The organism is Pseudomonas shahriarae, from assembly GCF_014268455.2.
In the GTDB taxonomy this organism is placed as follows: Bacteria; Pseudomonadota; Gammaproteobacteria; order Pseudomonadales; family Pseudomonadaceae; genus Aquipseudomonas; species Aquipseudomonas shahriarae.
Genome location: NZ_CP077085.1, coordinates 4,687,181 through 4,699,691 on the forward strand (window position 1 = coordinate 4,687,181; position 12,511 = coordinate 4,699,691).

Consider the following 12,511-nt stretch of genomic DNA (forward strand, 5'->3'; position numbering starts at 1 on the left):
GGCTTTAATTGATCTGGAAAGGATAAACCGAGCCCAGTTTAAGGATTTGCGTCAGTTCATCCAATGCCGTGCGACATTCGAGCAGCAACTGCGGGTCAGCCAGGTCGGTTTCGCGCAGGCTGTCGCGGTAGTGCTTGCCGACCCATTGGGTCAACGTTTCATACAGCGGTGCCGTCATGATAACCCCTGGGTTGACCGCCGCCAGTTCAGCCTCCTTCAGCGCCACGCGCAAACGCAGGCAGGCCGGGCCGCCGCCGTTCTGCATGCTCTGCTTGAGGTCGAAGACTTTCACTTCGCCGATCGGCCCACCGGAACGGGTCAGGCTTTGCAGGTAGTGCCAGACGCGCTCGTTGTTGTGGCACTCTTCGGGCACGATCAACAGCATCGAACCGTCGGCGCGGCTCAGCAACTGGCTGTTGAACAGGTAAGAGCGCACGGCGTCTTCGACGCTGACCAGGGCGCGGGGCACGCAGATCGCCTGGAAGTTGCCGCCAACCTTGCCCAGCTTGGCCTGCAGCTCAGCCAGCATTTGCTCGGTATTGAGGAACGCATCCTCGTGATAGAACAACACTTCGCCGTTGCCCACCGCGATCACATCATTGTGGAACACACCGGCATCAATCACGGCCGGGTTCTGCTGGCCGTAGACCACACCGTCATCCTGCAGGCCATGCAAGCGCGCAACCGCCTGGGACGCTTCGAGGGTCTGGCGCGCCGGGTACTTTTGCGGCGCCGGGTAACGGGTGTCGAACGCACTGCGCCCAAACACAAAAAACTCCACGCCCGCCTCGCCATATTCGCGGCAGAAACGCGTGTGGTTAGCCGCGCCTTCGTCACCGAACTGCGCCACGGCCGGCAACGCGGCGTGGTGGGCGAAGTGCTTCTGGTCAGCAAACATGGCCCCCAGCACGCGGCTGGTGGTCGGGTGTTCGATGCTGCGGTGGTATTTGCAGTTGAGGTTGGCGGCGGTGAAATGCACGCGGCCGTCGGCCGTGTCGGCACTCGGGCTGACCGTGGCGGCGTTGGCCACCCACATGCTCGATGCGGAACAACTGGCCACCAGTAACGGCATGGCTTGCTTGGCCGCCTGCTGGATCACCTGGGCGTCGCTACCGGCAAAGCCAAGGCGGCGCAATGCGCCCACATCCGGGCGTTCCTGGGGGGCGAGCACGCCTTGCACAAAGCCCATGTCCATCAGGGCTTTCATTTTCGCCAGGCCCTGCAACGCCGCTTCCTTGGGGTTGGAAGATTGCTGGCTGTTGCTCTGGGACGCGACGTTGCCGTAGGACAAACCGCCGTAGTTATGGGTCGGCCCCACGAGACCGTCAAAATTGACTTCACAGGATTTCATCGGCGAGGCTCCACGAACATCTGTTTTTATAGGCATCAAAGGTCTTCAACACACCACAAATCTGTCTCTGCAAACCCGATCAATTGTAGGAGCTGGCTTGCCTGCGATGGCATCCCCTCAATCTGACTGAAAGATCGAGGTGCCCGCATCGCAGGCAAGCCAGCTCCCACACAAGCCAGCTGCCACATTTAGATCAGCGTCACACCCGGAGTCAGCGCGGCCGGCAAGACCAGGCTCGGGGTTTCCAGGGACGCCACCGGGTACGCGCAATAATCCGCCGCGTAATACGCACTGGCGCGATGATTGCCCGATGCCCCTACCCCGCCAAAGGGCGCGGTGCTGGCGGCGCCGGTCAGTTGCTTGTTCCAGTTGACGATACCGGCCCGGCTCTCCAGCCAGAACTGCTGGTAACGCGCCTCGGAGTCCGACAACAGACCAGCGGCAAGGCCGTACTGGGTGTTGTTGGCTTCACTGATCGCCGCTTCGAAATCCGCGTAACGAATCACTTGCAGCAACGGGCCGAACAGCTCTTCGTCCTCGCGCTCGGTCACGGCCGTGACGTCGATGATGCCTGGCGTCAGCAAGGCTGCCTGCGCCTGGGGCTGAGTCATTTCCAGCAGCGCCACGGCGCCGTTGGCCAGCATCAACTCCTGGGCCTCCATCAAGGCCTTGGCCGCCGCCAGGGAGATCACCGAGCCCATGAACGGCGGCGGTTGCTGGTCGTAGGCACCGACGGCAATGGTCGCGCTGACCGCCACCAGGCGCGCCAGCAGTGCATCACCCCAGGCGCCTTCCGGTACCAGCAGGCGCCGGGCGCAGGTGCAGCGCTGGCCGGCGGAAATAAAGGCCGACTGGATGATGGTATAGACCGCAGCGTCCACATCGGCCACCTGGTCCACCACCAGCGGGTTGTTGCCGCCCATTTCCAGCGCGAGGATCTTGTCCGGGCGCCCGGCGAATTGCTGGTGCAGGTGGTTGCCGGTGCGGCTGGAGCCAGTGAAGAACAGCCCGTCGATACCTGGATTTGAGGCCAGGGCAATCCCGGTCTCGCGCGCGCCTTGCAGCAGGTTCAACACGCCCGCTGGCAGGCCGGCTTCGACCCAGCACTGTACCGTCAGCTCGGCCACTTTAGGGGTCAGCTCGCTCGGTTTGAACAACACGGTATTACCCGCGAGCAAGGCCGGGACGATATGCCCATTGGGCAAGTGGCCTGGGAAGTTGTAAGGGCCGAACACGGCGACCACACCGTGAGGCTTGTGGCGCAATACAGCGGTGGCGTCGCCCAGAGGGCCGCTCTTCTCGCCGGTACGTTCGCGGTAGCTTTGCACCGAGATCGCGATTTTATTGGCCATGCTGGTGACTTCGGTGGCCGATTCCCACAGAGGCTTGCCGGTTTCCTCACCAATGCAGCGGGCGATTTCATCGGCGCGGCTTTTCAGGGTGGCGGCAAAGGTTTCCAGCACACTGATGCGCTCTTGCAGCGGGCGCTTGGCCCAGGCCGGGAACGCTTGGCGTGCGGCCTGCACCGCGGATTCGACCTGCTCGACGCTGGCGCCATTGCCGGCCCAGACCACTTGCTGGGTCACCGGGTTCAGCGACTCAAAGCGTTCACCCTGGCCAGCCAGCCAGCTCCCTGCGATATACAACGCATTCATTATTTCGACTCCCGGGCAGCAGACAACGGTACCGCACGCACTTGATCACCAGCCACCAGTTGCAGGCGCTTGGCGGTCAGCGGATCGACCACCAGCGTGCCGGCAGCCAGGCGCGCCGGTGCGGCGGTGATGCGGCACTCTTCACGTTTACGGTTATGCATCAGGAACGGCGTGGCGTCGTCCCCCGGCGTGCCAATGGCCAGTACCAGCGCCTGGCTGTCGCGCACCGCTCGAATCTTGCTGGTCTCACACTCCACCGCCGGACCTGCGTCGAAGATATCGACGTAACCCTGGTAGCTGAAGCCTTCGCTCTTGAGCATGCTCAAGGCCGGCTCGGTGTCGGGATGAACCTTGCCGATCACGTTGCGGGCGTCCTCGGACAAAAAGCAGGTGTACAGCGGGAACTTGGGCATCAGTTCGGCGATAAACGCCTTGTTGCCCACGCCGGTGAGGTAGTCGGCCTGGCTGAACTCCATCTTGAAGAAGTGCCGGCCCAGGCTTTCCCAGAACGGCGAACGCCCGGCGTCATTGGACACCCCGCGCATCTCGGCGATGATCTTGTTGCCAAACAGCTGCGGGAACTCGGCGATAAACAGCATCCGCGCCTTGGCCAGCATGCGACCGTTGAGGCCGTTGCGGTAATCGGCATGCAGGAACAGCGAGCACAGCTCGGAGTTGCCCGTCAGGTCGTTGGCCAGGAACAGCGTAGGAATCTCGCGGTAGATGTTCAGCTCCTGGGAGGCGCTGACCGTCAGGCCGACCCGGAAGTTGTACCACGGCTCGCGCAGGCCGACGGCGCCGGCAATCGCGGAAATCCCCACCACGCGGCCTTCGTCGTTCTCCAGCACAAACAGGTAGTCGGCATCCCCGCGCCCGGCTTCGCCGCGAAAGGTTTTTTCAGCCCAGCCCACCCGGTGGGTCAGGCGCTCTTCGTTGGCCGGCAAGGTGGTGAGACCGGTGCCAGTGCTGCGCGCCAATTCAATCAGGGCCGGTAAATCGCTGCTGCGTACGGGACGAACGATCATGCTATCTCCTCAAACGGGCCGCTGGCTGCAGCCACCCGCGAAACTCTGCTTTTAAACCGCGACCAGACGCACGCTGGCGCCTTCGCCGACGCCCAGGGCTTCGGCCGCTTCCAAGTCCAAGGTCACGGGCTTGCCCGGCGCGTAGTCCAGTTCGAGCATGACCGCGCGGTAATCCTGCAACTGCGCGTTGCTCACCAGGTACTGGCGGCCGACGCCCTTGACCATCTCGCCGATCTTCACCGGCACCACGCGGCTCTGGGCGATCGAACGAATGCCCGAGACCCGTGCATGCAGGGTCGGGCCACCGTCGAAGATGTCGATGTAATGGTCGGTTTCAAAGCCTTCGCGCATCAGGATGTCGAAGGTGATCTGCGCACGCGGGTGTACCTGGCCCATGGCTTCCTGGGCTTCGTCGGGCAACAGCGGCACGTAGATTGGGTAGTGCGGCATCAGTTCGGCAAGGAAGGTGCGGCTCTTCAACCCGCACAGGCGCTCGGCGGCAGCATAGTTGAGGTCGAAGAAGTTGCGGCCGATGGCGTCCCAGAACGGCGAGTCACCGTTCTCATCGCTGTAGCCGACAATCTCGGTCACCACCGAATCGGCAAACCGCTCCGGGTGGCTGGCGACAAACAACAGGCGGCCACGGGAGTTGAGTTCCGACCAGGCCGACCCCACCAGCTCCGGCACCACATAGAAGCTGGTCAGCAAGCTGTTGCCGGTCAGGTCGTGGCACTGGGACAGGACGTGAATCTTGTTGTGGATCTTCAGTTCACGGGAGGCGTGGACGAAGGTCTCGTTGCGAAAGCTGTAGAACGGCTCGGAATAACCGGCCGAGGCGACGATGGCCGAACAGCCCACCAGCTTGCCGGCAACGGTGTCTTCGAGAACAAAGAAATAGCTTTCTTCGCCGTTGAAACTCACTTCGGCGGCGAAGGACGCTTCGCTGGCGGCGATTTTGTCGCTCAGGCGTTCAACGTCATCCGGCAGGGAGGTGACACCAATCGGGCTGTCCGCAGCCAGACGCTGTACCTCGCCCAGATCAGCCATTTGCGCGGGGCGCATCACCAGCATGGTGTCACTCCTTAACTCGAAAACTTCATAAAAAAATGCCGGACACCAAACCTGGAATCACCCAGGTTCCAATGTGGCAGCGGGCTTGCCCGCGATTGCGGTGGGCCAGTCACAACAACGTCGACTGACAGATCGCTATCGCGGGCAAGCCCGCTCCCACATTTGATCCGGTTCGTTAGATAAATGTGTATCTATCAGGCTTGCGTCAGTGTTTTTACAGCACGCTCAAAACGATCCAGCCCTTCAGTGATATCCGCATCTTCCACCACCAGGCTCGGCGCAAAGCGCACCACGTCCGGGCCGGCTTGCAGGATCATCAGGTTCTCTTTCTCGGCCGCGTTGAACACGTCCTTGGCCTTGCCTTTGAAGGCGTCGCTCAATACGCAACCGAGCAGCAGGCCCATGCCACGCACCTGGGTGAAGATCCCGTATTTCTGGCCGATCTGCTCCAGGCGGGCCTTGAACAGGTCGTGCTTGGCATTCACGCCGGCCAGCACCTCAGGGGTGTTGATCACGTCGATCACCGCTTCCGCCACCGCGCATGCCAGCGGGTTGCCGCCGTAGGTGGTGCCGTGGGTGCCGACCACCAGGTGCTTGGCCAGGTCTTCACGGGTCAGCATCGCGGCAATCGGGAAACCACCGCCCAGGCTCTTGGCGCTGGTAAGGATGTCAGGCACCACGCCGTAGTGCTGGTAGGCAAACAGATGGCCGCTGCGGCCCATACCGGTCTGCACTTCGTCGAACACCAGCAGTGCATTGTTGGCGTCACACAGGTCGCGGGCACCTTGCAGGTACGCAAGTTCGGCCGGCAGCACGCCGCCTTCGCCCTGGATCGGCTCCAGCACCACGGCGCAGGTCTTGTCCGACACCGCAGCTTTCAGCGCGTCCAGGTCGTTATAAGGAACGTGGGTGATGCCGGTGATTTTAGGACCGAAACCATCGGAGTACTTCGACTGGCCACCGACGTTGACGGTAAACAGGGTGCGGCCGTGGAAGCTGTTCAGTGCGGCGATGATCTCGTATTTCTCGCTGCCGAAACGGTCGAACGCCACGCGACGGGCCAGCTTGAAGGCGGCCTCGTTGGCTTCGGCGCCGGAGTTGCAGAAGAACACGCGCTCGGCAAAGGTGGCGTCGATCAGTTTATGGGCCAGGCGCAGGGCCGGCTCATTGGTGAACACGTTGGAGACGTGCCACAGCTTGTTGGCCTGTTCAGTCAGTGCACCGACCAGCGCCGGGTGGGCATGGCCCAGCACGTTCACTGCGATGCCGCCGGCAAAGTCGATCAGCTCGCGACCCGACTGGTCCCACACACGGGAACCTTCGCCACGCACAGGGATAAAGGCGGCAGGGGCATAGTTGGGCACCATGACCTGGTCGAAATCGGCACGTTGCACCGGGGCTTGCTCAACGGACATCGGAGTCTCCTGAAGAGGAACGCCTGCCTGAAACTGGCGGGCGATGCAGGGATTGTAAGGACAGTTTTCAGCGCGGCCTTGCCGCCAAGCGACAACTTCTTATAGCGCCAACCCCCGTTTTACGCGGGTTTACGCCAATGCGACAAATAGCTTCGCAATGGCGCAGTTTAAACAGAAGACAGGCGGTTGCGGCAGTGCCGTGGGAATTTTGCTCAGTTGCATGCGCCGGACAAGACGCTGCTCAGCCGCGCTCGGACGGCACCGACGACAACTCGAACGGGCTGCTGCTGCGACGCTGGTTGCGGTCTTCACGCGGGGTGGCGCCGAAGAAGTTGCGGTAGGCGCTGGAGAAGTGCGGCCCCGAGGAGAAGCCGCAGGACAGGCCGATCTGGATGATCGACTTGCTGGTTTGCATCAACATCTGGCGCGCCTTGTTCAGGCGCAGTTCCAGGTAGTACTGGCTGGGAACGCGGTTGAGGTATTGCTTGAAGATCCGTTCCAGTTGTCGTCGCGACACGCACACATGCTGGGCGATTTCGTCGGTGGTCAGCGGCTCTTCGATATTGGCCTCCATCAGCAACACCGCCTGGGTCAGCTTCGGATGGCTGGAGCCCAGGCGGTTTTGCAGAGGGATGCGCTGGCGCTCGCCACCTTCACGGATGCGCTCCACCACCAGTTCTTCGGAGACCGCGCCCGCCAGTTCGGCGCCGTGGTCACGGGCCAGCACTGCCAGCATCAGGTCGAGGACCGACATGCCGCCACAAGCGCTCAGGCGATCGCGGTCCCAATCGAACAAATGGCTGGTGGCAATGACCTTGGGAAAACGCTCGGCAAAGTCGTCCTGCCAGCGCCAGTGCACGGCAGCACGATAGCCATCGAGCAACCCCAGTTGCGCCAGGGGATACACCCCTGCCGACAAGCCACCGATCACGCAGCCGGCGCGTACCAGCTGCTTGAGCGCAGAGCCCAGTTGCGAGGCGATCACCGTCGGCGGCTCATCGGCCAGCAGGAACAGCTTCTGGAAACCTTCCAGCTTGCCGGCCCAGGGTTCGCCGGGCAATTTCCACTCACCCTCGACCGGCGGCTCGGCCTGCAGGAATGACACCTCGTAGACCACATCCGGATGCACCCGCTGGGCAACGCGCAAGGCCTCCTCAGCCAGCGCAAGCGTCAGGGCTTTAGTGCTGGGCCAAATCAGGAAACCGATGCGATGGGCTGTCATGGAATGCTATCCGAAACGAAAAACGGGAGTAGAGGCATGGGCCAATGCTAGCCCGTAAGTAAACACAAAACTCAACACAAACAGAGATCTGATGTAGGGGCTGGCTTGCCTGCGACAGCGGCGGGCCAGTCACCTCGCCATCGCAGGCAAGCCCGCCCCCACAGGGAATCGAGGCCAACCTCAAGGCTGCGAAGCATGCACTATTTCAGTGCATAAACGCAGCCCTGTTTACTTCAAGCTACCGGACAAGAACTGCTGCAACCGCTCGGACTGCGGGTTGACCAGCACTTCACGCGGGTTGCCGCGCTCTTCGACAATGCCTTTGTGCAGGAACACCAACTGGTTCGACACTTCACGGGCAAAGCCCATTTCGTGAGTCACCACCACCATGGTCCGGCCTTCCAGGGCCAGGTCCTGCATGACTTTCAAGACTTCGCCGACCAGCTCCGGGTCGAGGGCCGACGTCGGCTCGTCAAACAGCATCACCTCAGGCTCCATCGCCAGCGCCCGGGCAATTGCCACGCGCTGCTGCTCGCCACCGGACATATGGCCGGGGAAGGCGTCCTTGCGGTGGGCCACACCCACTTTGGCCAGGTAGTGCTCGGCCTTTTCGCGGGCGTCTTTTTTCGACATGCCCAGCACGTGTACCGGGGCTTCCATGACGTTTTCCAGGGCGGTCATGTGCGACCACAGGTTGAAATGCTGGAACACCATGGACAGGCGCGAACGCATGCGCTGCAACTGCTTGGGGTCGGCGGCCTTCATCGCGCCGTCCTTGTTGGCCACCAGCTTCAGCTCTTCGTTATTGAGCAGGATCTTGCCGGCGTGAGGCTGCTCCAGCAGGTTGATGCAGCGCAAAAAGGTACTTTTGCCCGAGCCACTGGACCCGATGATGCTGATCACATCACCGGCCGCGGCGGCCAGGGACACGCCTTTGAGCACTTCATGACTGCCATAGCGTTTATGCAGGTCTTGGACTTCAAGTTTGTACATGCGGTCGGTTCTCACAAAAACAGTTGGTCAGTCGTTGAGCAAGCGCCCGTGACGCAGCGCTTCGCGCCCCGCCACCTTGGCCAGCCAGAAACCCGCTTGGGCATAACGTAGCCGTTCAACGGCAAACAACACCCCCGACGTACCGGCACAGACAATGCTGACGCGGTCGGCCAAAGGATCAATCACTTCAAAAATCGGTTCGCCGGTTTCCACCCAGTCACCGGCTTTACGCAGGTAACTGATCACCCCGGCGTGGGGTGCGAACAGCAATTCGGTGCCTTCAAAGGGCACCCCTTCACACGGCTCATGTTGCGGCGCCGGCCACTCACCCTTGATCAGGCCCTGCTCGGCGAGGAACGCGAGAATGCCTTCGGCGTGAAAAATCGCCTCATCACGACCGGTGTCGGCCTGACCGCCCAGCTCCAGGGTGGTTGCCAGGCAGGCCAGAGGGATCTGCGCCTCGGGAAACATCCGCGACAAACGCAGCCACGGCAACGAGCAGGCTTCATCAAACGAGCTGCCGCCGGAGTCTTCCGCCAACAGGCCGACCTTCACATTCAAATGCGCCGACAACGAACGCCACTGCGGCCAGTGCTGGGGCAGCGCGTACATGTGCAGCGCAGCTTCAGCGTCGCAGTGCAGGTCGAGGACCACATCGGCGGTGCAGGCATGGCTCAGCAAGACCCGCTGCATGCCTTGCAACTGGCTGCTCGGCTCGGGCAATGCATTGAGCGCATCGCTCATCGCCTGGCGGATCATGCGCACGTTGGCGTGGGGATCGTCGCCCAGCCGGCCTTCCAGCAGGGCCGCCACCGGCGCGCTCAACTCGACGAAATCACGGTTGAAGTTCTTGCCGCTGCCAATCTCGAAACGCCCCTGGTGGCTGCCTTGCAGCAACTGCCCGAGGCCCATCGGGTTGGCCACCGGCACCAGTTCGATCACCCCATTGAGCGCACCCTGCTGCTCCAGCTCAAGCAGGCGCTTTTTCAGCTCCCAGGCCGCGCGCATCCCCGGCAACTCATCGGCGTGCAGGCTGGCCTGCAGGTACGCCTTGCGCTCGCCGTGGCCGAAGCGGAACACCGTCAGTTGGCGCTCGCAGCCCAGGTGCCCCCAGGGCAATACGTGGTCGATGCGTTCCATATCAGTGCTTCCGCGGAGCCAGGTAGCTCAACCAGCGACGCTCGGCCAGCTTGAACAGGCGCACCAGGATGAACGTCAGGCTCAGGTAGAACAGGCCCGCGGTGATATAGGCTTCGAACGGCAGGTAGTACTGGGCGTTCACCGTGCGCGCGGCACCGGTGATGTCGATCAGGGTAACGATGGAGGCCAGGCTGGTGGTCTGCAACATCATGATCACTTCATTGCTGTACTGCGGCAGTGCCCGGCGCAGGGCCGAGGGCAGCAGGATGCGGCGGTACAGCTTGTAGCGCGACATGCCCATGGCCTTGGCGGCTTCGATCTCGCCATGGGGCGTGGCCTTGAGGCTGCCGGCGATGATTTCTGCGGTGTAGGCACTGGTATTGATGGCAAAGGCCAGGCAGGCGCAGAAGGTTGCGCTGGACAGCCACGGCCAGAGGAAGCTCTCGCGTACCGCTTCGAACTGGGCCAGGCCGTAGTAGATCAGGAACAGCTGCACCAGCATCGGCGTGCCGCGGATCACATAGGTGTAGAGCCAGGCCGCGCCATTGACCAGCGGCTGCTTGGACACCCGCATCAGGCCCAGGGGCACGGCGGCGAGCAGGCCGAAGAACAGCGAGATCAGCAGCAGTTTGAGGGTGGTCAGCAAGCCGCCAAGGTACAGCGGCATGGCCTCCCAGATGACGTTGTAGTCGAAGATCATAGATCAGCCGCCTTTACGCCTACCGAGTAGCGCTTCTCAAGGTAACGCAGGGCCAGCAACGAGACGCTGGTGATCACCAGGTACATCGCCGCCACCGCGAGGAAGAAGGTAAAAGGTTCGCGGGTGGCATCCGCCGCCTGCTTGGCCTTGAACATCATGTCTTGCAGGCCCACCACCGAAATCAGCGCAGTGGCCTTGGTCAATACCAGCCAGTTGTTGGTAAAACCAGGGATTGCCAGCCGGATCATCTGCGGCACCATCACCCGGAAAAACACCTGGAACGGGCTCATGCCATAGGCCATGCCCGCCTCGGCCTGCCCCTTGGGGATAGCCATGAAGGCGCCACGGAAGGTTTCCGAGAGGTAGGCGCCAAAGATGAAACCCAGGGTGCCGATACCGGCGGCCAAGGGGTTCAAGTCAATATAGTCGTCGTAGCCCAGTAGCGGCGCGACGCGGTTGAGCAGGTCCTGACCACCGTAGAAAATCAGCAGGATCAGCACCAGGTCGGGGATCCCGCGGATCACCGTGGAATACAGGTCGCCCAGCCACGCCAGCCAGCGGACCGGCGACAGGCGCAATGCAACCCCGATCAGACCCAGAACAATGGCCAAGGCCATGGACGACAAGGCGAGCTGAAGCGTCAACCATGCGCCATCGAGGATAACGGCCCCGTAGCCTTTCAACATGATTCAGGTCCTCGAAAAGGCGGATGAAAAAATGGCGCAAACTTCAGAGACCCTGGTGCTTGCGCCATTCTGGACAGACAACTGCGAAGGTTTACTTGGCGTCAGCGCCGTAAATATCGAAGTTGAAATACTTTTTCTCGATTTCTTTGTACTTGCCATTGGCGCGGATCGCAGCGATGGCTGCATTGATGCGCTCCAGGTTGGCCTTGTCGCCTTTACGCACTGCGATACCGATGCCGTCGCCGAAGTACTTGGCGTCGGTGAACGCAGGACCTACGAACGCGTAGCCTTTGCCCGCGTCGGTCTTCAGGAAACCGTCTTCGAGCAGGGTCGCGTCAGCCACGGTGCCATCAAGGCGACCGGCAGCCACGTCCAGGTAGATTTCGTTCTGGGTGCTGTAAGGAACGATGGTCGCACCTTTAGGCGCCAGGACTTCCTTGGCGAAACGGTCGTGGATCGAACCGCGCTGTACGCCGATCTTCTTGTCCTTGAGCTCAACCAGGCTGTCGCTGACGGCAACGCCGTCCTTCATCACCAGGCGCGCCGGGGTCAGGTAGTAGCGGTTGGTGAAGTCCACGGACTTCTTGCGGTCGTCAGTGATGGACATGGACGACAGAATCGCGTCGATCTTGCGGACTTTGAGCGCCGGAATCAGGCCGTCGAATTCCTGCTCGACCCAAGTGCACTTGACCTTCATCTCTTCGCACAGGGCGTTGCCGATGTCGTAGTCGAAACCGACGATGTTGCCGTCCGGCGCCTTCGAGGCAAACGGAGGGTAGGCTGCTTCGATACCAATTTTCAGCGGCTTCTCTTCAGCGAAGGCTTGCATGGACAGCACGGACAGCGCCAGGGCGCCCAACAGCACGAGTTTCTTCATCTTGGGACTCCATCGGTATAGGACAAAAACAGCAGTATGAGCCATGGCCCACGATGCGACTGAGTGAAACCGAATAGCGGTGCTGCGTCCTACACCAGTTCAACACGGCGACGACGAGCGAGTGATCGGCATTCTAACGACAGGCCGGAAGCCGATATTTCCTCAATGCGACAACAATTTACAGAAGCACCGAGAAAGCGACTCCAATACATTGACAACCCCTGAAATCTATGCAGAGGCAAAAGATATTAAACCTATTAACGCTGCAAATTGCGGGCCTATTATTCGCAAACCCTTCTATCCCGGCAAGTGTAGCGTTTGATCTTATTTTGCCGGGTGTCTAAAACGGGCATTTTCGGGGCACTGATGTAGCACT

At 61.4% G+C, this 12,511-nt stretch carries 11 protein-coding genes; all 11 read right to left on the reverse strand.

Annotation, left to right across the window (positions count from 1 at the left end; genetic code table 11):
- Positions 1 to 4: 4 nt before the first annotated feature.
- Positions 5 to 1,351, reverse strand: a complete 1,347-nt coding sequence (gene astB, locus HU773_RS20845) for an N-succinylarginine dihydrolase (protein ID WP_057439710.1) — start codon at positions 1,349 to 1,351, stop codon at positions 5 to 7.
- A gap of 188 nt (positions 1,352 to 1,539) precedes the next feature.
- Positions 1,540 to 3,009, reverse strand: a complete 1,470-nt coding sequence (gene astD / locus HU773_RS20850) for a succinylglutamate-semialdehyde dehydrogenase (RefSeq protein WP_164844863.1) — start codon at positions 3,007 to 3,009, stop codon at positions 1,540 to 1,542.
- Complete coding sequence (gene astA / locus HU773_RS20855) at positions 3,006 to 4,031, reverse strand: arginine N-succinyltransferase (protein ID WP_057960449.1); 1,026 nt, start codon at positions 4,029 to 4,031, stop codon at positions 3,006 to 3,008. The genes astD and astA overlap by 4 nt, the downstream gene beginning before the upstream one ends.
- Before the next feature lie 51 nt (positions 4,032 to 4,082).
- Positions 4,083 to 5,102 carry an arginine/ornithine succinyltransferase subunit alpha gene (gene aruF / locus HU773_RS20860; protein WP_032861580.1) on the reverse strand — a complete coding sequence of 340 codons (1,020 nt, stop codon included), beginning with the start codon at positions 5,100 to 5,102 and terminating at the stop codon, positions 4,083 to 4,085.
- 194 nt (positions 5,103 to 5,296) lie between these two features.
- Entirely contained in the window at positions 5,297 to 6,517 is a 1,221-nt protein-coding gene (locus HU773_RS20865; RefSeq protein WP_057439713.1) for an aspartate aminotransferase family protein, read from the reverse strand.
- A 241-nt stretch (positions 6,518 to 6,758) separates the two neighbouring features.
- Positions 6,759 to 7,739 (reverse strand): GlxA family transcriptional regulator, encoded by a 981-nt coding sequence (locus HU773_RS20870; protein ID WP_057439714.1) that lies wholly within the window; start codon positions 7,737 to 7,739, stop codon positions 6,759 to 6,761.
- 228 nt (positions 7,740 to 7,967) lie between these two features.
- Positions 7,968 to 8,732 (reverse strand): ABC transporter ATP-binding protein, encoded by a 765-nt coding sequence (locus HU773_RS20875; RefSeq protein ID WP_029294441.1) that lies wholly within the window; start codon positions 8,730 to 8,732, stop codon positions 7,968 to 7,970.
- A 27-nt stretch (positions 8,733 to 8,759) separates the two neighbouring features.
- Positions 8,760 to 9,872 (reverse strand): succinylglutamate desuccinylase/aspartoacylase family protein, encoded by a 1,113-nt coding sequence (locus tag HU773_RS20880; RefSeq protein ID WP_057960450.1) that lies wholly within the window; start codon positions 9,870 to 9,872, stop codon positions 8,760 to 8,762.
- 1 nt (position 9,873) lies between these two features.
- Entirely contained in the window at positions 9,874 to 10,572 is a 699-nt protein-coding gene (locus HU773_RS20885; RefSeq protein ID WP_057960451.1) for an ABC transporter permease, read from the reverse strand.
- Positions 10,569 to 11,258, reverse strand: coding sequence for an ABC transporter permease (locus HU773_RS20890; RefSeq protein WP_029294434.1), 690 nt, complete (start codon positions 11,256 to 11,258; stop codon positions 10,569 to 10,571). Before HU773_RS20890 ends, HU773_RS20885 begins: the two co-directional genes overlap by 4 nt.
- Before the next feature lie 91 nt (positions 11,259 to 11,349).
- On the reverse strand, positions 11,350 to 12,135 hold the full coding sequence (locus HU773_RS20895; RefSeq protein WP_057439716.1) for an ABC transporter substrate-binding protein: 786 nt from the start codon (positions 12,133 to 12,135) through the stop codon (positions 11,350 to 11,352).
- Positions 12,136 to 12,511 lie beyond the last annotated feature (376 nt).

Coding starts and splice junctions, on each gene's coding strand:
- aruF (WP_032861580.1), bottom strand. CDS start 5,102: ATGCTGGTGATGCGCCCCGCGCAAATGGCTGATCTGGGCGAGGTACAG.
- HU773_RS20880 (WP_057960450.1), bottom strand. CDS start 9,872: ATGGAACGCATCGACCACGTATTGCCCTGGGGGCACCTGGGCTGCGAG.
- HU773_RS20885 (WP_057960451.1), bottom strand. CDS start 10,572: ATGATCTTCGACTACAACGTCATCTGGGAGGCCATGCCGCTGTACCTT.
- HU773_RS20875 (WP_029294441.1), bottom strand. CDS start 8,732: ATGTACAAACTTGAAGTCCAAGACCTGCATAAACGCTATGGCAGTCAT.
- HU773_RS20870 (WP_057439714.1), bottom strand. CDS start 7,739: ATGACAGCCCATCGCATCGGTTTCCTGATTTGGCCCAGCACTAAAGCC.
- HU773_RS20895 (WP_057439716.1), bottom strand. CDS start 12,135: ATGAAGAAACTCGTGCTGTTGGGCGCCCTGGCGCTGTCCGTGCTGTCC.
- astA (WP_057960449.1), bottom strand. CDS start 4,031: ATGATCGTTCGTCCCGTACGCAGCAGCGATTTACCGGCCCTGATTGAA.
- HU773_RS20865 (WP_057439713.1), bottom strand. CDS start 6,517: ATGTCCGTTGAGCAAGCCCCGGTGCAACGTGCCGATTTCGACCAGGTC.
- HU773_RS20890 (WP_029294434.1), bottom strand. CDS start 11,258: ATGTTGAAAGGCTACGGGGCCGTTATCCTCGATGGCGCATGGTTGACG.
- astB (WP_057439710.1), bottom strand. CDS start 1,351: ATGAAATCCTGTGAAGTCAATTTTGACGGTCTCGTGGGGCCGACCCAT.